Source organism: Martelella sp. AMO21009 (assembly GCF_053484295.1).
The window spans coordinates 361574-382112 of the sequence record NZ_JBAKFR010000003.1; the positions used below are offsets into that span (position 1 = coordinate 361574).

23 protein-coding genes are annotated in these 20539 nt (G+C 63.0%); 14 read left to right on the forward strand and 9 right to left on the reverse strand.

What is annotated here, in order from left to right; all coding sequences use genetic code 11:
- Positions 1-7 precede the first annotated feature (7 nt).
- Positions 8-304 carry an integration host factor subunit beta gene (locus V6766_RS05940; RefSeq protein WP_230720625.1) on the reverse strand — a complete coding sequence of 99 codons (297 nt, stop codon included), beginning with the start codon at positions 302-304 and terminating at the stop codon, positions 8-10.
- Between the two features lie 384 nt (positions 305-688).
- Here V6766_RS05940 and V6766_RS05945 point away from each other — a divergent pair, with 384 nt between their 5' ends.
- The 6 genes from V6766_RS05945 (at position 689) to ptsN (ending at position 5816) form a co-directional block, all read left to right on the forward strand.
- Positions 689-1345: an LPS export ABC transporter periplasmic protein LptC gene (locus tag V6766_RS05945; RefSeq protein WP_448464526.1), complete on the forward strand. Its 657-nt coding sequence runs from the start codon at positions 689-691 to the stop codon at positions 1343-1345.
- A gap of 8 nt (positions 1346-1353) precedes the next feature.
- Entirely contained in the window at positions 1354-1917 is a 564-nt protein-coding gene (locus V6766_RS05950; RefSeq protein WP_448464528.1) for an LptA/OstA family protein, read from the forward strand.
- 7 nt (positions 1918-1924) lie between these two features.
- A complete protein-coding gene (gene lptB, locus V6766_RS05955; RefSeq protein WP_448464531.1) occupies positions 1925-2749 on the forward strand; it encodes an LPS export ABC transporter ATP-binding protein in 825 nt (274 codons plus the stop codon).
- A 124-nt stretch (positions 2750-2873) separates the two neighbouring features.
- Positions 2874-4400, forward strand: coding sequence for an RNA polymerase factor sigma-54 (gene rpoN / locus V6766_RS05960; RefSeq protein WP_448464533.1), 1527 nt, complete (start codon positions 2874-2876; stop codon positions 4398-4400).
- A gap of 326 nt (positions 4401-4726) precedes the next feature.
- Entirely contained in the window at positions 4727-5296 is a 570-nt protein-coding gene (gene hpf / locus V6766_RS05965; protein ID WP_448464535.1) for a ribosome hibernation-promoting factor, HPF/YfiA family, read from the forward strand.
- A 55-nt stretch (positions 5297-5351) separates the two neighbouring features.
- Positions 5352-5816 (forward strand): PTS IIA-like nitrogen regulatory protein PtsN, encoded by a 465-nt coding sequence (gene ptsN, locus V6766_RS05970; RefSeq protein WP_018065559.1) that lies wholly within the window; start codon positions 5352-5354, stop codon positions 5814-5816.
- Between the two features lie 349 nt (positions 5817-6165).
- Here ptsN and grpE read toward each other — a convergent pair whose 3' ends face one another.
- Both grpE and hrcA read right to left on the reverse strand, forming a co-directional pair.
- On the reverse strand, positions 6166-6798 hold the full coding sequence (gene grpE / locus V6766_RS05975; protein WP_448464537.1) for a nucleotide exchange factor GrpE: 633 nt from the start codon (positions 6796-6798) through the stop codon (positions 6166-6168).
- Positions 6799-6903: 105 nt separating this feature from the next.
- Complete coding sequence (gene hrcA, locus V6766_RS05980; RefSeq protein ID WP_448464539.1) at positions 6904-7992, reverse strand: heat-inducible transcriptional repressor HrcA; 1089 nt, start codon at positions 7990-7992, stop codon at positions 6904-6906.
- A gap of 151 nt (positions 7993-8143) precedes the next feature.
- Here hrcA and rph point away from each other — a divergent pair, with 151 nt between their 5' ends.
- The 5 genes from rph (at position 8144) to V6766_RS06005 (ending at position 11760) form a co-directional block, all read left to right on the forward strand.
- Entirely contained in the window at positions 8144-8866 is a 723-nt protein-coding gene (gene rph, locus V6766_RS05985; RefSeq protein WP_448464541.1) for a ribonuclease PH, read from the forward strand.
- A 4-nt stretch (positions 8867-8870) separates the two neighbouring features.
- On the forward strand, positions 8871-9284 hold the full coding sequence (locus V6766_RS05990; protein ID WP_448464543.1) for a VOC family protein: 414 nt from the start codon (positions 8871-8873) through the stop codon (positions 9282-9284).
- Positions 9285-9500: 216 nt separating this feature from the next.
- Positions 9501-10145: an RdgB/HAM1 family non-canonical purine NTP pyrophosphatase gene (rdgB, locus tag V6766_RS05995; RefSeq protein WP_448464545.1), complete on the forward strand. Its 645-nt coding sequence runs from the start codon at positions 9501-9503 to the stop codon at positions 10143-10145.
- A gap of 14 nt (positions 10146-10159) precedes the next feature.
- Positions 10160-11317 carry a radical SAM family heme chaperone HemW gene (hemW, locus tag V6766_RS06000; RefSeq protein WP_448464547.1) on the forward strand — a complete coding sequence of 386 codons (1158 nt, stop codon included), beginning with the start codon at positions 10160-10162 and terminating at the stop codon, positions 11315-11317.
- Positions 11318-11412: 95 nt separating this feature from the next.
- A complete protein-coding gene (locus V6766_RS06005) occupies positions 11413-11760 on the forward strand; it encodes a hypothetical protein (protein WP_448427431.1) in 348 nt (115 codons plus the stop codon).
- A 233-nt stretch (positions 11761-11993) separates the two neighbouring features.
- On the opposite strand, the gene mnmA is transcribed toward V6766_RS06005, so the two are convergent.
- From mnmA to wrbA, 3 genes are all read right to left on the reverse strand, one after another.
- The gene (gene mnmA / locus V6766_RS06010; RefSeq protein WP_448464549.1) at positions 11994-13187 is read right to left on the reverse strand and encodes a tRNA 2-thiouridine(34) synthase MnmA; all 1194 of its coding nucleotides are present in this window, start codon (positions 13185-13187) and stop codon (positions 11994-11996) included.
- Between the two features lie 90 nt (positions 13188-13277).
- Positions 13278-14144: an N-acetylmuramoyl-L-alanine amidase gene (locus V6766_RS06015; protein ID WP_448464551.1), complete on the reverse strand. Its 867-nt coding sequence runs from the start codon at positions 14142-14144 to the stop codon at positions 13278-13280.
- 139 nt (positions 14145-14283) lie between these two features.
- Positions 14284-14883: an NAD(P)H:quinone oxidoreductase gene (wrbA, locus tag V6766_RS06020; RefSeq protein ID WP_448464553.1), complete on the reverse strand. Its 600-nt coding sequence runs from the start codon at positions 14881-14883 to the stop codon at positions 14284-14286.
- Between the two features lie 187 nt (positions 14884-15070).
- Between wrbA and V6766_RS06025 the strand changes: the two genes are divergently transcribed.
- The 3 genes from V6766_RS06025 to gpt all read left to right on the forward strand — a co-directional run bounded on the left by V6766_RS06025 (position 15071) and on the right by gpt (position 17309).
- On the forward strand, positions 15071-15805 hold the full coding sequence (locus tag V6766_RS06025) for a competence/damage-inducible protein A (protein WP_448464623.1): 735 nt from the start codon (positions 15071-15073) through the stop codon (positions 15803-15805).
- A 90-nt stretch (positions 15806-15895) separates the two neighbouring features.
- Positions 15896-16738, forward strand: a complete 843-nt coding sequence (locus tag V6766_RS06030; protein ID WP_448464555.1) for a universal stress protein — start codon at positions 15896-15898, stop codon at positions 16736-16738.
- Between the two features lie 70 nt (positions 16739-16808).
- Positions 16809-17309, forward strand: coding sequence for a xanthine phosphoribosyltransferase (gene gpt, locus V6766_RS06035; RefSeq protein ID WP_448464557.1), 501 nt, complete (start codon positions 16809-16811; stop codon positions 17307-17309).
- Positions 17310-17395: 86 nt separating this feature from the next.
- Here the strand turns inward: gpt and V6766_RS06040 are convergent, their stop codons facing one another.
- The 3 genes from V6766_RS06040 to V6766_RS06050 form a co-directional block, all read right to left on the reverse strand.
- Complete coding sequence (locus tag V6766_RS06040) at positions 17396-17602, reverse strand: hypothetical protein (RefSeq protein WP_448427425.1); 207 nt, start codon at positions 17600-17602, stop codon at positions 17396-17398.
- A gap of 101 nt (positions 17603-17703) precedes the next feature.
- Entirely contained in the window at positions 17704-19014 is a 1311-nt protein-coding gene (locus V6766_RS06045) for a replication-associated recombination protein A (RefSeq protein WP_448464559.1), read from the reverse strand.
- Entirely contained in the window at positions 19011-20417 is a 1407-nt protein-coding gene (locus V6766_RS06050) for a DegQ family serine endoprotease (RefSeq protein ID WP_448464560.1), read from the reverse strand. The genes V6766_RS06045 and V6766_RS06050 overlap by 4 nt, the downstream gene beginning before the upstream one ends.
- Positions 20418-20539: the final 122 nt, after the last annotated feature.

Genomic DNA, 20539 nt, shown 5'->3' on the forward strand with positions numbered 1-20539 from the left:
TCCGCCGTCAGTTGCCGTTTTTCTGGTCCGGATTGAGGCGTTCGCGCAACTCCTTGCCGGTCTTGAAGAACGGCACCCACTTCTCTTCGACGAACACGGCGTCGCCGGTGCGCGGGTTCCGGCCCGAGCGCGAGGGCCGGTTCTTGACCGAAAACGCGCCGAAACCGCGCAGTTCGACCCGGTTGCCCGCAGCCAGCGCATCGGCGATTTCATCGAGAATGGCGTTCACGATGTTCTCGACATCGCGGTGATAAAGATGCGGATTACGCGCCGCAACAATCTGAACCAGCTCCGACTTGATCACATTCGACCCCTCAAATCCATGATTTTCATTGCCAATTAGTCTGCCCCACAGACCATGGCCCGTCAACAAGTCCGATCCGCCCCGGCACGATTTCGCCCCGCCCCGTCGCCTTTATAAATCCGTTGTGGCTGAGAAAGCCTCAAACTCGACCTGTTTACGTTATACGCGTCACCGAGTTCAAGTGGCCGAAGACACAAGATGACGCGATTTGGCAAGCAGGCGCATCTTGCTGGCGGGGATGTCGCCGCGATGCAACAAGGCACAGGCTTGCTGCTTGATTGCGGCCCCGCCAATGCCTAGATGGTCAGCTTGTTCTCGACCGCGAAACATAATAACCGTGGGGCTTCGAGTGCACGCACGCAATGGACACCGAAACGACACGGCATGACAGTTTCCGAGGCAACAGACCGGGCATCGATCGACCAGGCTTTCCGCAGGGCGGCAAAGCATACGCGCACCGTGCGGCGGTTGAAGATCTTGCTGCCGATCGCCGCCTTCGCGATCGCCATCGCGCTGATCGCCATGGCCTTCGTGCAGTCGCTGGTGCCCGACAACATCTCGCTTGGCTCGGCCACGATTGAAGACGGGATGATCGTCATGACCAATCCCGGCATAACGGGCCGCAATCGCGACGGCATACCCTATTCGCTGAAGGCCGACCGGGCGCTTCTGCCCGCCGCCAATCCGGATGACAGCACCGTGCTCCTGGAAAACGTGACGGCGCAGGTGCCGGTCGAGGATTCGGTGACGGCGGTGGTCGACGCCGCGCGCACGCTCTACGACCGCGCGACCGAGTATCTCAATATCGACGAGCCGTTCACCATCAAGCTTTCGAACGGCATGCATGCGGAATTCAACTCCGCCGCGATCGATATTCAGGGCGGCACGCTCCAGAGCGATGACCCGGTGACGGTGACCGCGCCGCAGGCCTCGGTGGTTGCCCGAAACATAAATATCACCGATAACGGACAGAAAATTCGGTTCGGGGGCGGTGTTCATGTTACACTTTCTCCGTCTGCCCTCGGTCAGGGCAATCAGTGAGGTTATCGATGGATTTGGGCATTTTGAAATTCAGAACCGGCATGGCACCGGCGGCGATCGCGATCGCCTCGCTCTGTTTCGCCAGCCTGCCGGCCGATACGGCGTTCGCGCAGTCCACCGAGACCACCGGGTTCCAGCTCGCCGGCGACCAGCCCATCGATATCGATGCCGATGAATTCGAGGTCGATGACGCGACCAAGCTGATTACCTTTTCCGGCAATGTCGTTGCCGTGCAGGGCGTCAACACAGTGCGCGCCGCCAAGATGACGGTGCGTTACGAAGGCGGCTCCACCGGCATTGCCTCGGGCCAGGGCGATATCGACCGCATTGATCTCACCGGCGGGGTTCGCCTCGACACCGACACCCAGTCGGCGACCGGCGACACCGGCCATTTCGACATGCCGAGCCAGCAATTCGTGCTGGAAGGCAAGGAAGTCGTGCTCAAGGAAAACGGCAATGTCTTTGTCGGCTGCAAGCTGACGGTCAACATGGCGACCAGCCAGGCCAAGCTTGACGCCTGCGGCAAGCGCGTCCAGATCCGCCTCAATCCGCAATCGCGGCCCGGCAACTGATCCGGGGGTGCATGTGAACAAGGCAAAATCCGCAGCGCCGCGGCCGGCTGCCCCGACGACAGGGTCCGCGCAGCCGAAGACCAGCAATGGCCGCCCGCCCGTCAACTACGAAGGCACGCTGATTGCCGAAGGCCTGACCAAGTCCTACCGCAATCGCCGCGTGGTGAATGGCGTGTCGCTGGTCGTGCGCCAGGGCGAGGCCGTTGGCCTGCTCGGCCCGAACGGCGCCGGCAAGACCACCTGCTTTTATATGATCACCGGCCTCGTTCCGGTGGATGAGGGCCGCATCGCGCTGCACGGGCGCAACGTTACCGGCCTGCCGATGTATCGCCGCGCCCGGCTGGGCGTCGGCTACCTGCCGCAGGAAGCCTCGATCTTCCGCGGCCTCACCGTGGAAAACAACATCCGCGCCGTTCTGGAGCTCACGCCGCTGAACAAGCGCGAGCGCGAGGACAAGCTCGAACAGCTCATGGAAGAGTTCGGCATTGCGCGGCTGAGGAAATCGCCGGCGGTCGCGCTTTCCGGCGGCGAGCGGCGACGGCTGGAGATCGCCCGCGCGCTGGCCACCGACCCGGCTTTCATGCTGCTCGACGAGCCCTTTGCCGGGGTCGACCCGATTTCGGTCTCCGATATTCAGGGGCTGATCCGTCACCTGACGCAGCGCGGCATCGGCGTGCTGATCACCGATCACAATGTGCGCGAAACGCTCGGCATGATCGACCGCGCCTATATCATTCACGCCGGCGAGGTGCTGACCCACGGCAGGGCCTCTGAAATCGTCGCCAACACCGACGTGCGCAGACTTTATCTCGGCGACAATTTCAGCCTCTGACGATATCGAGCGACGCTCGTCCGCGCGCACGATTCGGCCTTGATCATCAAGCAATTTTTATGCCAATCTCCCTGCCTGAAATGGCCGGCCTCTGCCGGCTGCGCATTTTTTGTGGGGCGTTTACATGGCACTCGGCGCCAAACTGTTTCTGAAACAAAGCCAGTCGCTGGTCATGACCCCGCAATTGATGCAGTCGATCCAGCTTCTGCAGATGCCCCATGCGGAGTTGACAGCCTTTATCGCGCAGGAAGTGGAGAAGAACCCGCTTCTGGAAATGGGCGGCGAGGAAGGCCACGGGGACGAGAGACCCGAAGCCGCGGAGCTTCCGGCCCACGAAAATCCGGAGCCGTCGAGCGACTGGTTCCGCGAGGACAGCGAGACTTCCGACCGGTTGAAGGAAAGCCTCGACAGCAATTACGACAGCGCTTTCACCGAGGATGCGCCAACGTCGCGACCCGACGCGCCAGAACTGATGAGCCAGTGGAAATCAATGCCCGGCGGGGGCGGCGACGACCATGTCGACCTCAACGAGTTCGTTGCCAGCCGGCCCTGCCTGCGTGACCATCTGACCGACCAGATCGCCCTGACCTTCCGCGATGCGCGCGCCCGGGCGATCGCGCGCCACCTGATCGACTATCTTGACGATGCCGGCTATTTCCGCGGGGAGCCGTCCGAGATCGCCGGCAATATCGGCATCGGCGCCGACGATGTGATGCAGGTGCTCGAAAGACTCAAATCGCTGGATCCGCCGGGCATTTTCGCACAGTCGCTCTCCGACTGCATGCGCGAACAGCTCAGGCAACGCGGCCGGCTGGATCCGGCCATGGAAGCGCTGGTCGACAATCTCGATCTGGCGGCGCGGCGGGATTTCCAGAAGCTGCGACGCGTCTGCGGCGTCGATGACGACGATCTGCTCGACATGATGGCGGAGCTGCGCCGGCTGAACCCCAAGCCCGCCAGTGCTTTTGCCAGCGATGCCTGCGAATCGGTGCTGCCCGACGTGATCGTCACAGCGCGGCCGGGCGGCGACTGGCAGATCGAGCTCAACAGCGACACCCTGCCGCGGGTGCTGGTCAACCGCCCTTATCTGGCCGAGATCAAGGCGTCGCGGGGGATGTCGGAAGCGGACCAGACCTTTCTCAACGCCTGCCTGCAAAATGCCAACTGGCTGACCCGCAGCCTCGACCAACGGGCCCGCACCATCATGAAGGTCGCCGGCGAGATCGTGCGCCTGCAGGACGGTTTTCTGCGGCATGGCGTCGATCATCTGCGCCCGCTCAATCTCAGGACTGTGGCAGAGGCGATCAAGATGCATGAATCGACCGTCAGCCGCGTCACCTCCAACAAGTATATCCTCACGCCGCGCGGGCTGTTCGAACTGCGCTATTTCTTCACCGTTTCGATCGCCGGCGCCGATGAAGAGGCCGAAAGCCACTCCGCCGAGTCCGTGCGCCACAGGATCAAGCGGCTGATCGACGACGAGACGCCGGCTGCGGTGCTGTCCGACGACGATATCGCCGCGGTACTCAAGGAGGACGGGATCACGCTCGCCCGGCGGACGGTCGCCAAATACCGCGAGGCGATGAACATCCCCTCCTCCGTGCAGCGTCGAAGGGAAAAGCGGGCGCTTGCCCGCGTTGCGGCCGGCTGAACCGATTAGAGCGGACAAACAAGGCCCGCATTGACTTCGCGGTCCATGAACGATAGAGCATCCGCCGCAAAGGGTGCGAACCGACACATGAATGGTTTCGTGACCGGAAGCCGGCGCCGGAAAAGGCGAGCCCAACGGACGGACGGCACGAAAAACGCGGAACGAATTGCAGATTTCCCGCTGGCAAACGGCTGAAAAAAGCCCAAATAGATATTGATGACCGTTTGTCATCGCACTGCCAATCGGGCCAATCATCCGACCCTCTTGGAGGAGTTCGCGGCTTGGCCTAAAGTGGCTCGTGGAAACACAAGAAGAAGGGCATAACCATGAGTGTTCGCGTCTCGGGCAAACAAATGGAAGTCGGCGAGGCTTTCCGCGAAAAAATCGAGGATTACATCGAGGAAGCGGTCACGAAATATTTCGACGGCGGCTATTCCAGCCAGGTGACCGTTGAAAAGGCCGGCGGCGGCTTCGAGGCCGATTGCAAGGTCCATCTCGACAGTGGCGCCGTGCTGCACGCAGCCGGCAAGGCGCACGATCCCCAGGCCGCGTTCGAGGCTGCCTTCGAGCGGATCGCCAAGCGTCTGCGTCGCTATAAGCGCAAGCTCAAGGATCACCACAACGGCCATGCCGGCTCCGCCGAATTCGCCTATTCGGTAATGGATACGCCGCCCGAGGATGACGGAGAAATCCCGGAAGACTACGCGCCGGCGATCGTCGCCGAGGCCAAGGCCGAGGTGCGCACCATGGCCGTCGCCACCGCCGTCATGGCGCTCGACATGACCGACAAGCCGCTGATGTTGTTCCGCAACCCGGACAACAAGACGCTGAACATCGTGTATCGCCGCCCGGATGGCAATATCGGCTGGATCGACACAGCCGGCATTCAGGGCTGACCTTCAACAGGCGGACGCCGCAAGGCGTCCGCTTCTCACGCCAGGATACCAGGACATGGCACTCGACGACCTGCTGAAACAGGAAGCGATCATCCCCGCCCTCAAGGCCAATTCCAAGAAGCAATTGCTGCAGGAACTCGCCGCCCGGGCGGAAGCCGTGACCGGGATACCGGAGCGTGAAATCTTCGACGTGGTGCTGCAGCGCGAGCGTCTGGGGTCCACCGGCGTCGGCAACGGCATCGCCATTCCCCACGGCAAGCTGCCGAAGCTCGACCACATCGCGGGCGTGTTCGCCAGGCTTCAGCATCCCGTGAATTTCGACGCGCTCGACGATCAGCCCGTCGACCTCGCCTTTCTGCTGCTGGCCCCGGAAGGTGCCGGCGCGGACCATCTGAAAGCGCTCTCACGCGTCGCCCGCCTCTTGCGCGACCAGGAGCTGACCCGCAAACTGCGCGCTTCAGACAGCGACAGCGCGATCTATGCGTTTTTGAATTCGGACCCGGATTCCTCGGCGGCGTGAGGGTTTTTGCCCTCATTTTCTGGCAGCCTCCCCCCAATAACATGCGTCATGCTCGGGCTTGACCCGAGCATCTAACCACATCTGTCGCGAGAGAAGTGAGCGGATTTTCGCCAGCTATCGCAACAACACGCCGACATCCTAAGACGCCAGTCGAGTTGCTTGGATCCTCGGGTCAAGCCCGAGGATGACGCCCGTAAAAGGGAAAGGTTTTGGCAACTGAGGACAGGCGCTTTGTCTTGGCCCCAACGATCATGATAGCGCGCCGGTCGCATCGCCCCGGGTCCCGGCTCAAGGCCGGGATCACGATGCAGCGTTAGTGAGCCGCGCGAAGCCCGCCGCGCCGGCGCAATCACTCGTCCTTCGGCGCTTCGTCGGTCGGCTGGGCGGCTTCCGGCTTCGGTCCGCCCTTGGAGACGCCGACCATGGCCGGGCGCAGGACGCGCTCGCCGATCATGTAGCCGGCCTGCACCACCTGAACCACCGTGTTGGACGGGATTTCCGGGTTCGGAACCTCGAACATCGCCTGATGGATATTGGGGTCAAAGCGCGCGCCCTCGGCCTCGATCTTCTTCACGCCGTGGCGTTCGAGGCCCGAGAGCATCGAGCGTTCGGTCATTTCGACGCCCTCGATGAAGCCCTTGATCTCCTCGGTGCGCTTGTCTTCCGGGATGGCGTCCAGCGCGCGGCGCAGATTGTCGGAAACGCCGAGCATGTCGCGGGCGAACGCGGTCACGGCATAGGCCTTGGCGTCCTTGACGTCGCGGGCGGTGCGGCGGCGCAGGTTTTCCATTTCGGCGGCAAGGCGCAGAAGCTGGTCGCGCTGCTTTTCGTTCTCGGCCTTCAGGATCTCAAGCGGATCGGGCTCGGGCTGAGCCTCCTCGGCGATATCTTCGGCGGCTGCTGCATCCATCTCGGCTTCGAGATCGAGCACCGTTTCCTTGATTTGTTCGTCAGTTCCGTTTTTCTTGGTCTCGTCGGTCATGACGTCTCCGCAGATTTCATTCCAGTGGTGAATTTCTTGAGCCCCGATATCGAGGTTCAGCCTTGAAAAATCAAGGTCTGATATGGGGCGATACTGTTTGAAGCCTCAGCGCGTGCCGGAAAGCCGCGATAGCAGATGAGCGGTGTAATCCACCATCGGCACCACCCGGGCATAATTCAGCCGGGTCGGCCCGATAACGCCGACGGCGCCGACGACCTGATTGTCGCTGTCACGGTAAGGCGCGACCACCAGCGAGGAGCCGGACAGCGAAAACAGCTTGTTTTCCGAGCCGATGAAAATCCGCACACCCGAACCGCTTTCGGCGAGATTGATCAGTTCGATCAGGCTATCCTTCTTTTCGAGATCATCGAACAGCATGCGCAGCCGGTCGATATCGGCGGCATCGGCCACCCCTTCCAGCAAGTTGGCGCGTCCGCGCACGATCAGCCGCCCGGGATTGCCATCCTCGGCGCTGCCGGACCAGACGGCGAGCCCGCGCCCCACGAGATCCTGCGACAACTGGTCCAATTCATGGCGCACCCGGTCCTTCAGCCGTGTCAGCACCGACTTCAGCTCGGGCAGGGTCTGGCCGTTCAGATGAGCGTTGAGAAAATTCGCGGCCGCCGTCAGCTGCGACGAGGTGGTGCCGGCGGGAAGATCAATGATCCGGTTTTCGACCTGATTGTGCTCGCCGACCAGCACGGCCAGCGCCTTGGTCGGCTCCAGCCGGATGAACTCGACATGTTTGAGCACGGTGTCGCTTTTGGAGGTCATCACCAGGCCTGCCCCGCGCGACATGCCGGAGAGCATCTGGCTCGCTTCGTCCAAGAGCGTTTCCACTGGCTGACCGCTGCCAATGCCGCCCATCTGGCGCTCGATCTCGGCACGCTCGCTGTCCCCTAGGTCGCCGATCTGCATATAGGCGTCGACGAAGAAGCGCAGGCCGCTTTCGGTCGGCAGCCGTCCGGCGCTGATATGCGGGGCATAGATCAGGCCGAGTTCCTCAAGATCGCTCATGACATTGCGCACCGACGCCGGCGACAGCGACATCGGCAGAAGCCGCGACAGATTGCGCGAGCCGAGCGGCTCGCCGCTTTCCAGATAGGTCTCGACAATGCGCCGAAACACCTCGCGCGATCGGTCGTCGAGCGAGATGGCGGGCATGTCGGCCTTGATATTGCGTTTCGTGGTCATCCAAGCTTTGCCGGAACATGAAATGGTTTCCCGCCTAATATAGTGCGAAGGCATCGCCGCGCAATTGACCCGCGCCGGCGAGGCGTTTTTCTTTGCAAAAGCGGGCGCATGCTCGTAGAACGCGGCCAAAAGCAACCGGAAGGACCTCCCCATGCGGCCATCAGGCAGACAACTTACCCAGATGCGCAACGTCTCGTTCGAGCGCGGCTTCTCCAAGCACGCCGAAGGCTCCTGCCTGGTGAAGTTCGGCGACACCCACGTGCTGTGCACCGCCTCGCTGGAAGAGCGCGTGCCGCCGTGGCTGCGCAATGGCGGCAAGGGCTGGGTGACGGCCGAATACGGCATGCTGCCGCGCGCCACCGGCGAGCGCATGCGCCGCGAGGCGTCTGCCGGCAAGCAGGGCGGACGTACGCTGGAAATCCAGCGCCTGATCGGCCGCTCGCTGCGCGCGGTCGTCGATCTCGAAGCGCTAGGCGAACGCCAGATCAGCGTCGACTGCGACGTGATCCAGGCCGATGGCGGCACCCGCACGGCCTCGATCACCGGCGCATGGATCGCGCTTCACGATTGCCTGAAGTGGATGGAAGCGCGCAGCATGGTGAAGACCGGCAAGGTGCTGAAAGACCATGTCGCGGCGATCTCCTGCGGTATCTTCGCCGACCAGCCGGTGATCGACCTCGACTATCTCGAAGATTCGTCCGCCGAAACCGACGCCAATTTCGTGATGACCGGCACCGGCGGCATCGTCGAGATCCAGGGCACGGCGGAAGGCAAGCCGTTCAGCCAGGACGAGTTCCTGACGCTGCTGGACCTTGCCAGGAACGGCATCGCCGAACTCGTCGACCTCCAGAAGAAGACCGTCGAGAGCGCATAACGCCATGGAAAGCCCGATCGCCGCCATTCTGGAAACAGCACTCTATGTCGACGATCTCGACGCCGCCGAGGCATTTTATGGCGACGTTCTGGGTTTGGAGAAGATTTCCCGCGCCGGCGACCGGCATATCTTCTTCCGCTGCGGACCGGGCGTTCTGCTGATCTTCAATCCGGACGAAACCGAAAAGCCCGCGGCGCCGGACGCCCTGCCCGTTCCCGCCCATGGCGGTCGCGGTCCGGGCCATGTCTGCTTCCGGCTGAAGGACGACGATTTCACCGCGATGCTCGATCGTCTGAATGAAAACGGCATCGCCATCGAAAGCGATCTCCGCTGGCCGAACGGCGCCCGCTCGATCTATTTCCGCGACCCCGCCGGCAACAGCCTGGAATGCGCCGAGGGCAAGCTCTGGGGGCTGTGATGGCAAGGACTGTCCGCCTCCCTTCAATCTCTCCCCTTGAGGGAGAGATGCCCCGACAGGGGCAGAGAGGGGTGAAACCTATCCGAGAGCACAGCGCTTGCGGCTTATGCCCATTACCCCTCTCTGTCGCTTTCGCGACATCTCCCCCTCAAGGGGGGAGATTGGTTGGGGGCTATGCGGCGTACTCAAACCTCACTTCGTTCATCAGGACCTGACATGCGCAAACTCGATATCAAGACCATCGTCGTCGCCAGCCACAATGCCGGCAAGATCGCGGAGATCGCGGACCTGATCGGCCCGCTCGGTTTTTCGGCGAAATCGGCCGCTGAACTGAGCTTCGACGTGCCCGAGGAAACCGGCACGACGTTTGAGGAAAACGCCGCGATCAAGGCGCTGGCCTCGGCCCGCAAGTCTGGCCTGCCCGCGCTTGCCGATGATTCAGGCATCGCCGTCGACGCGCTCGATGGCGCGCCCGGCGTCTACACCGCCGACTGGGCGGAAACGGAAGACGGCAGCCGCGATTTCGGCATGGCGATGGAGAAGGTCGAAAAACTGCTTGTCGAAAAGGGCGCGACCACGCCCGAGCAGCGCACCGCCCGCTTCGTCTGCGTGCTCTGCCTCGCCTGGCCCGACGGCCACACCGAAACGTTCAGGGGCGAGGTCGAGGGCACGCTGGTCTGGCCGCCGCGCGGCGACAAGGGCCACGGCTACGACCCGGTCTTCATGCCGGCCGGCCATGACAGGACCTTCGGCGAAATGGAGCCCGACGAGAAGACCCATGGCGGGCCTGAGGATGGCGGCGCGCTGTCGCACCGCGCCCGCGCCTTCCGCCTGTTCGTGGAAAAGGGGCTGGCAAGCTGAGCGAACCGCAAACCATGGCCCGCGACGATGGCGAACCGGGCTTCGGCGTCTATCTGCACTGGCCGTTCTGCGCGGCCAAATGCCCCTATTGCGACTTCAACAGCCATGTCCGCCACCAGCCTGTCGACCAGAAGCGCTTCATGGCCGCCTTCGCCCGCGAGATCGATCATATGCGCGCCCTTTCCGGCCCGCGTGCGGTCACCAGCATCTTCATCGGCGGCGGTACGCCCTCGCTGATGGCACCGGAAACACTTGGCGGTATTCTCGATGCGGTCGCGAAGGCATGGCACGTGCCGGACGGGATCGAGATCACGCTGGAGGCCAACCCCTCAAGCGTGGAGGCGACCCGTTTCCGCGGCTATCGCGCCGCAGGCGTCAACCGTGTTTCCATGGGCGTGCAGGCGCTGGATGACAAGCAATTGCGGTTTCTCGGGCGGCTGCACAATGTCGAGCAGGCTCTGGGCGCAATCGGGCTTGCCCGCGAAATCTTCCCGCGCATGTCGTTCGACCTGATCTATGCGAGGCCCGGCCAGACCATTGATGACTGGGTGGCGGAGCTCAACCGCGCGATTGATCTCGCCGCCGATCACCTGTCGCTCTACCAGCTCACCATCGAGGAAGGCACGGCCTTTTACGCGCTGCACAAGGCCGGCAAGCTTACCGTGCCGGATGAGGACCACGCCGCTGAACTCTATGAAATCACGCAAAGTGTAACGGCGGAACGCGGCCTGCCGGCCTACGAGGTTTCCAACCACGCCCGGCCCGGAGCGGAAAGCCGGCATAACCTCACCTACTGGCGCTATGGCGACTATGCCGGCATCGGCCCCGGCGCGCATGGCAGGCTTGCGACAACCGAAGGCAAGATCGCCACGGCCGCCGAACGTCACCCGGAAACCTGGCTCTCGATGGTTGAGGAAGCAGGCCACGGCATGAGCGAGCAGACCACGCTCACCGGCGAGGAACAGGCCGACGAACTGCTGCTGATGGGGCTGCGCGTCAGGGAGGGTGTCGACCTTTCGCGCTGGTCGTCGCTTTCCGGCAGGCCGGTCGATGCCGAGCGCGAGGCGTTTGTGATTGACCTCGGCCTTGTCGAACGCATCGGCAACCACAGGCTGCGGGCAACGCCCGCCGGCATGCTGGTCTTGAACCGTGTGGTTGCAGAGCTATCCTGATCGACAATCATCGCTGAACATGAGATATCGGGAACCGGGTTGCAGCGCCCGCGTTTCTTAAGCGTTGAGCGCCCGCATCAAAAGGGAGATCGAGAATGGCAAGCGCGTCCTATACCCACCGCAAGATCCGCGACCGGCTGAGTGCGGCGGTCTGCATCATCTTCGCGCTCTATATGGGCTATCTCGCCCATCAGGACGGCGTGGCGCTCGCGCCCTCGATCTTCTACGGGCTGATCGCCTTCGTGCTGCTCGCCATCGTGCTGATGGTACTGCGCAGCTTCATCTATGCGCTGATCATCGCGGCGCTGCTGGTCTGGCTCGCCGCCTATATGGGCTTCGACTGGGCCGACCGGCTGATCGCCTATGTCGACCAGTTGCTGACCTTCGGCTACCAGGAATCGCTGAAGCTGTTCATGGAAGCGAAGGAGCCAATCGCGACGTGATGGACGCAGGTTTACGTCATCGCTGTATTTTTGAAAGGGGTCATGCTCGGACTTGATCCGAGCATCCAGGCGGCTTAGCCGCTGAATTTCAACGGTCCATTGCGCGACCTTACCGCGTTGCCTGGATCCTCGGGTCAAGCCCGAGGATGACGCCGAGTTTAAGGACAGGCTTTTCAATAACTGAAGCCAATGGCGGCGCGGCATGGCCGTGTAACCACCGATACGCAAAACGTTCAGGCCGCAAGCCCGTCCATCAGACTCTTCAGCGCCGCCTCGGCCTCCGCCGAACGCTCAGAGCGGTCGATGAAACCGCCGCCGAAGACGCGGGCTTCGTTCCCGGACGCATCGTAGAGCACGCAGGCCTGTCCGTTCGCAATCCCGGCCTCGCCTTCCAGCAGGTCGACATAGACGCCGTTGTCATCAACGCGTAGCACCACCGGCAGCGGCGGGCGCGTGGAGCGCACCTTGGCGAAACATTCGAAGCCGTCCGCCGCTTCCTCGGCAAGCGAACGGTCGCCCAGCCAGTTGACGTCGCGCAGGTAAATCCGCCGGGTTTCCAGCGCCTCGCGCGGGCCGACGACGACGCGGCGCGAGCGGGCGTCGAGGTGAACCACGTAAAGCGGCTCGCCGGTGGCCACGCCAAGCCCCTTGCGCTGGCCGATCGTGTAGCGGACGATGCCTTCATGGCGGCCGAGAATGCGGCCGTCGAGATGGACGATATCGCCGGAAAGCTCGGCATTCGGCTTGAGCTTGGCGATAACATCGGAATACTTGCCCTGCGGCACGAAACAGATGTCCTGGCTATCCGGCTTGTCGGCGACGATCAGGCCCATTTCTTCCGCCAGCTTCCGGGTCTCGGCCTTCGACAGGCCGCCAAGCGGAAAGCGCAGAAAGTCGATCTGCTCCTGCGTGGTCGCAAACAGGAAATAGCTCTGGTCGCGTTCGGCATCGACCGGGCGGTAGAGCGCCCGGCGCATCGGCTGGTTGCCGCTCGGGTTGGGCTTGGAGCGGATATAGTGCCCCGTTGCCAGCGCATCCGCGCCGAGCTCGCGCGCCGTCGTCAACAGGTCGGCGAACTTGACCGTCTGGTTGCAGGCAACGCAGGGGATCGGCGTTTCGCCGGCGATATAGGCCTCGGCGAACGGGTTGATCACCGTTTCGCGAAACCGCGCTTCGTAATCCAGCACGTAATGGGGAATGCCGAGGCGTTCGCTGACGCGGCGCGCATCATCGATATCCTGTCCCGCGCAGCAGGAGCCGGCGCGGTGCACGGCCGCGCCGTGATCGTAAAGCTGAAGCGTGATGCCGAGGACGTCATAGCCCTCGCGCTGCAAAAGCCCGGCCACGACCGAGCTGTCGACGCCGCCGGACATCGCCACGACAACGCGGGTGTCCTCCGGCTTCTTGTCAAAACCGAGTGTGTTCATGATCCGCCAGTCCAGTTCAAGGTTGGATGTGAATCCCATATTTGCCGCTGATATAGAGGCCTTGCGCCAAAGACGCAAGAATGCCGCCCCTCAGGCCGCAATCATTGGCGCGATATAGCCGCCATGCACCCAGCCGCGAATGCTTCCCTCCTCGCCATCGGCCCGTTCGGGCGCGACGAAGGCCCAGTCGCCCTCGCGTTTCAGCACCCGAAGCCGGGTGCCGCAGAGCAGCATGCCGGGCGGCACGATCTTCTCAAACGAAACACCGGGCCCGCCGCGCAGGTTCAGCCGGCCGGCCGTCACCACATAGGCTTCCTCACGGTCGGCGGCCTCGCCCATCAGGCCCTGAAACCGGGCCATCGGAAAGGCCGGCCCCGGATCGGTCTTCCACCCGCGCGTATCGATCTCTTCATGGCTGACGATCGCGGCAATCGGATAGGCGGCAAGCAACGCCTGGACGATCTCCAGCCCGGTCTCCAGCTGGGCTTCCGGATAGAGCGGCCAGGCGAAATTTCCCGAGCCGACGCGGGCGTGCGGGGCGAGCATATAGCCGCCGGTCTTTTTCAGGGCGCGGTCGTTCATCCGCCTGCCATAGGCATCTATGTAGTCGCCGAGGCCATTCGGCTTCATCCAGCCGGCATTGACGAATTCGATGCCGACCGAATGGCTGTTGAGGCCCTGCAACTCGCCATAGCGCGAGGGCCCCGCATGCCAGACCGTGCGGTTGAACGGCGCTATCTGCCAGGCCGTGCCGTCGCGATCGATGACAATGTGCGCGCTGGAGCCGCGATTGCTCGTGCCGCCCGCCTCGCCCATCAGCCAGTCGCGGCTGGCCTTGCCATTCCAGCCGGTGGTGTAGTGCAACACGATGACGACCGGCGGCTTTTCGCGCGCGGCGCCGATATTGGAGGATTGCCTGTACCAGATGCCCGGAATTTTATGGTTCTCGATGCGCATGACGCCTGCCTTTCGATACGGTTCGCGATGACCAGAATCGTAAGGGCGGCGGTGAAGGCGGGAGTTTGTGGGGAAAAGCGGGCACCAAAAAACGCGGCCCGTGAGAGCCGCGCTTGTAAATCCGGGAGGATTGCTTCGATCAGGCTGCCGTCTTGGCAGCGATCTTGGCCACGTGCTCACCCTGGTAGCGGGCGGCGGCGAGTTCGGTTTCGGACGGCATGCGGGAGCCGTCGCCATCGGTGATGGTGGAGGCGCCGTAGGGCGAGCCGCCCTTTACTTCCTCAACGCCCATCTGGCCGGCGAAGGCGTAGGGCAGACCGACGACGACCATGCCGTGGTGCAGCAGGGTCGGGATGAAGCCGAGAATGGTGGATTCCTGACCGCCATGCTGGGTGGCCGACGAGGTGAACACCGATCCGACCTTGCCAACCAGCTTGCCCTCGGCCCACAGCGCGCCGGTCTGGTCGACGAAGTTGCGCATCTGCGAGGCCATGGTGCCGTAGCGGGTGCCGCAGCCGAAGATGATGGCGTCGTAGTCTGCCAGTTCATTGGGCTCGGCGATCGGCGCTTCCTGATCCAGCTTGAAGCCGGAGTTCCTGGCGACCTCTTCCGGCACCAGTTCGGGCACGCGCTTCAGGGTTACCTCGGCACCGCCGGCTTTCGCGCCTTCGACAACGGCCTTGGCCATGGCTTCGATGTGGCCATAGGCGGAATAGTAGAGGACGAGAACTTTTGCCATTTGATTGCTCCGGTTTCACTGTTTGACGGGTTGCATCTTGATATGGCGCGGACAAGGCCGTTGTCGAGACAGCCGGTGATAGACGCACTGTTCACAGTCTGATGGCAGGGCGGAAAAATGCATGCTTGATCAAAGTCGCCGAAGGGTCCAGAAATCAGTTCCCCGGCATATCACGGACCAGATCGACATGACCCAGCAGCCCACCGCAGCCATGCTCGCCATCGGCGACGAACTTCTGTCCGGACGGACCAAGGACAAGAATATCGGCTATCTGGCGGACGCCATGACGCTGGCGGCCATCGAACTGAAGGAAGTCCGGATCGTCGCCGATGATCAAGAGGCTATCGTGGAGGCCGTCAATGCGCTGAGGACCCGCTACACCTATGTCTTCACCTCGGGCGGCATTGGCGGCACCCATGACGATATCACCGCCGATTCGGTCTCCGCCGCCTTCGGCCTTGCTTGCATCTACAATGACGAGGCCATGACGCGGCTTGCGGAAAACTATGCGCGGCGCGGCCTCGATTTCAACGAATCACGCCAGCGCATGGCCCGCATGCCGGAAGGCGCGACGCTGATCGACAATCCGGTTTCCACCGCGCCCGGTTTCATTATCGGCAATGTCCATGTCATGGCCGGCGTTCCGCAGGTGTTTCAGGCGATGCTCGCCAATGTCATTCCCACGCTCCAGGGCGGCGTCGCCATCATCTCGGAGGCGATCGACTGCCCCTTCGGCGAGGGCGATATCGGCACCGCGCTTGCCGCGATCCAGAAGGCGCACCCGGAAACCTCGATCGGCTCCTATCCGCGGTTTTCCGAAAAGGGCTTCAACACCCAGCTCGTGGTCCGCGCCCGCGAGCGCGCGCATGTCGATGCCGCCGCCGACGCGATACGGGCGATGATTGCCTCGCTTCAGCGATGATTTTGACTCCGGTCAATGCTTTGTCCTTCGCAATAAACGATACCAACGCTACAATGCGGCAAACCCGGCATTACTCGTGAGGAGGCCTATATGAGCTACAAGACCATTCTGGCGGTGATGGAATCTCCCGCGCAGCAGGGCGGATTTCTCGATTTCACCTTCGAGGTCGTGCGCAGCTTCGATGCGCATCTGATCGGCCTCCACGCCGAGGCCGTTACACCGACCCCGATCGTCGCGCCGATGGAAATTCCGGATCCGGTCTCGGTACAGTCGCTGCAGGAGCTGGCGGAGAAGCGCAGCGCGGAGATCGGCGAGATCTTCCGCACCCGCACCGAGCGGGAAGGCATTTCCTGCGACTGGCGCAACATCGTATCGGCATCGGGCTTCGCCGGCCCCTCCGTGGTCGACAGCGCGCGCGCGGCCGATCTGATCATCGCGCCGCAGCTTGCCTCCGACGCGCCCGGCGACATCCGCACCAATTTCGAGAACTTCCTGTTTGAAAGCGGCCGCCCGGTGCTGATGGTGCCGCATGTGGCCAAGGCCGCCAAGCCGTTTTCCAAGGTGATGGTCGCCTGGAACGGCTCGCGTGAGGCCGCGCGCTCCACTTTCGACGCCCTGCCCTTCCTGAAGAAGGCCGACGAGGTCGAAATCTTCTCGGTCAATCCGCGCGAGAGCGCCGATGAGGATAGCGGGCTTTCCGGCGCCGAGATCGCGGCCACGCTCGCCCGCCACGGCATCAATGTCGTCGCCACCACCGCCCATGCCGACAAGGCCAAGGCCGGCGAGATCATCGAGAACCGGCTTTCCGACAACTCCGTCGATCTGCTGGTGATGGGCGCCTATACCCATTCAAGACTCTGGGAGCTGCTTTTCGGCGGCGTCACCCGCACGCTTCTCGGCTCGATGACGGCGGCAACGCTGATGTCGCGGTAAGACAGCGCAGGCCTTGCAATAACGCCGCGAATGCGGCTATTAGCCCGCATTGTTTGTTGCGGAGCCTGCCATGTCCCTACCCGAAAAAGCCTTCCCCGTTTCGTGGGACCAGTTCCACCGAGACGCCCGCGCGCTCGCCTGGCGTCTCGCCGGCCTTGAACAGAGCTTCTCCGCAATCGTCTGCGTCACCCGCGGCGGTCTCGTTCCCTCCGCGATCATCTCGCGCGAACTGGAAATCCGCCTGATCGAAACGGTGTGCATCGCGAGCTACCATGATTACACCGATCAGGGCGAGACGCTGCTTTTGAAGGGCATTTCCGAAGACCTGAAGAAGAATGGCGGCGAAGGCGTCCTGATCATCGACGATCTGACCGACACCGGCAATACCGCCCGTGAAGTGCGCGAAATGCTGCCGAATGCGCATCTGGCTTGCGTCTATGCCAAGCCGCAAGGCGTGCCCATGGTCGACACCTTCGTCACCGAGGTCAGCCAGGACACCTGGATCTACTTCCCCTGGGACATGGGCTTCACCTATCAGGCGCCGATCAAGAAGAGCCCTTCGGACAAGTAAGCCGGCTGACAGACATCACCAAAAACAACAAACGCCTGACCAGCTTCCCTTCTGGTCAGGCGTTCGCTTCGCGCGGCCGGGGGGACTTACCGCTTGCGGAGACGGGGGGCTTCCTGGGGAGCCAGATAATGGGTCAGGAGCGGGCCGGAAACCCAGGCGATCAGCAGCATCGCGGGCAGCAGGAAAATCCTGGCATCGTAGAGCATCGGCACCGTCAGAATGATGCCAACAACCATTGCGCAGCATAGCGCGATAACGGCATAGGCAAGAACGCGTAAGGGCAGATTTTCCATTTCGAGTTCTCCATGTTCTGTTGCATGGTAAACGCGAAGTGAAGAAAACGGTTCCCTCTGCGCGGCGCTTTTCGCAATCGTTCACGGAGGAAGCGGCCGTTTCAGCCGCCGCGTTCCTTGCGCAGCTTGTCCCACCATTGCAGCCGCTTGTTGATCTCGCGTTCGAAGCCGCGATCGGGCGGACTGTAGAATTTCTGGCGGCCCATTTCGGTAGGAAAATAATCCTGTCCGGAGAAGGCATCGGGCTGGTCGTGATCGTAACGATAGCCATCGCCATAGCCTTCCGACTTCATCAGCTTTGTCGGCGCGTTCAGGATATGCTTGGGGGGCAGCAGCGAGCCGTTTTCCTTCGCCGCCCGCATCGCCGCCTTGAAGGCGGTGTAGACGCCGTTCGATTTCGGCGCGGTGGCGAGATAGACGCAGGCCTCCGCCAGCGCCAGTTCGCCTTCCGGCGAGCCGAGAAAATCATAGGCATCCTTGGCGGCATTGGCGACGACCAGCGCCTGCGGATCGGCAAGGCCGATATCCTCAGCTGCCATGCGCACCAGCCGGCGGCCGAGAAACAGCGGATCCTCACCGGCATCGAACATACGGGCGAGATAATAGAGCGCGGCATCGGGATCGGAGCCCCTCACCGCCTTGTGCAGCGCGGAGATCAGATTGTAATGGCCGTCCTGGCCCTTGTCATAGATCGGCGCGCGGCGCTGGACGATGTTCAGCAGGCTTTGCGGGTCAAGCATTTCGCCCTCGCGGGCGGCGCGCCAGACCTCCTCGGAAAGCGTCAGGATCGCCCGCCCGTCGCCATCGGCCATCATCAAGAGCGTCTGGCGGGCGGCGTCATCGAGCGGCAGCTTCTTGCCCTCCGCCTCCTCGGCGCGGGCGACGAGTTCGGCGAGGCTTTCGGCGTCATGCGGGCGGAAGGTCAGTACCCTCGCCCGCGACAGAAGAGCGGCGTTGAGCTCGAAGGACGGGTTTTCGGTGGTGGCGCCGACAAGAATGATCGTGCCGTCTTCCATAACGGGCAGGAAACTGTCCTGCTGGGCGCGGTTGAAGCGGTGGATCTCGTCCACGAACAACAGGGTCTGCCGCCCGTTCATGCGCCGGGCGCGGGCGGCCTCGAATACCTTCTTGAGATCGGCCACGCCGGAAAAGATCGCGGAAATCTGCTCGAAAGCGAGGCCCGCCTCGCCCGACAGCAGCCGGGCGACCGTGGTCTTGCCGGTGCCCGGCGGCCCCCAGAAGATCATCGAGCCGAGCGAGCCGGACGCGATCATCCGCGTCAGCACGCCGTCGGGGCCGGTCAGATGCGGCTGGCCGGTGACCTCGGCAAGGTGCTTTGGCCGCAGCCGGTCGGCCAGCGGCCGCTTGCGTTCGATATCATCCGGAACTTTTGGGGCAAACAGGTCGCTCATCTGAAGATCTGGTTTATCATCCTGCCGCCGCGATTGATGGAAAGGCGCCAAAGGCCGGGGCTGGCAGCGGCCTGATCTTCCAGCGTGGCTGTGCTGTCGATTTCTGTTCCGTTGACGGCGACGATCACATCACCCGGAGCAAAACCGATACGGGCGGCGGGCGACCCACCTGCAACGTCCGCGACGACGACACCATCAGATATGTCGGGCAGGCGCAACTCCTCGACCACGCGCGGCGAGATGTTTTCCACCGTCAGGCCGGAAAACGGGCTGTTGCCGTCGATCGTGCGGGTATCGCGCGGCGGGTCCTCCGGCGCGAGGCCGAGCGGCAACGCGATATGGCTGGTCTTGCCGTCGCGCTCAACCGTGAGGTCCGCCTTCTCGCCGATGCCGATCACGGTGAGGCGATAAAGCAGCGCGTCGGGATGCTCGACCGGCACGCCGTTGACTGCGGTGATGACGGATCCGGGCTGCAGACCGGCTTTTTCGGCGGGGCTTGCGTCCCGCACCGCCGAGATGATCGCCCCGCGCGCGGCCTTCAGGCCCAGCGCCTCGGCCATGTCGGAGGTGACCGGGCCGAAACTCGCGCCGACATAGGGGCGCTGGAACCGCTCATCCCCGCGATCGGCGGCGGCGAGGAACACCTTGACCATATTGGCCGGAATGGCGAAGCCGATGCCGTTCGACCCGCCGCCCTTGGAGAAGATCGCGGTGTTGATGCCGATCAGTTCACCCTGCATGTCGAGCAACGCGCCGCCCGAATTGCCGGGATTGATCGCCGCGTCGGTCTGCAGGAAGAAGCCGAATTCGCCATCGGTGATCGAATTGCGCGCAAGCCCGGAAATGATGCCGCTGGTGACCGTCTGGCCAACCGCGAACGGGTTGCCGATCGCCAGCGACAGGTCGCCGACCTCGACGGCATCGGAATCGCCGATCGGGATCGCCGGAAACGCCTCGTCCGACTTGATCTTCAGCACCGCCAGATCATAGCGATCGTCCTTCAGGAGAACGGTGCAGGGAAACTCGCGGCCGTCGGCAAGCGCGACCCGCACATCGTCAGCGCCGGCGATGACGTGGTTGTTGGTGATGATCGTGCCGTTCTTCTTCACGATCACGCCGGAGCCGAGCGAGACCTGCTTTTCCGAACGCCCCGGCATCTGCTGGCCGAAGAACTGGCCGAAAAACGGATCGGAGAAAAGCGGCGACATCCGCCGCGTCACCATGCGCTCCGCATAGACATTGACCACCGCCGGCGCGGTCTCCTTGACCAGCGGCGCGTAGGAATATTGCAGTTCGGCAGCACTGCCGGGAACCACTCTTTCGGCGGCGAGAGCGGGCTGCATGGTCAAAGCGATACCGGCGAAAAGAGCCGCGGCGGAAATGCGTGTGAAATGTGCCGTCATCTTGGTCCTGTCTTCCTCGGTTTTCCGTCAGCGCGACCCGACGATATCAGATCGGCGCCGGAAATGGGTGATACATGGGGCAATACGCCCGGACGTCCCTCGCAATCGATTTATGTGGCCAA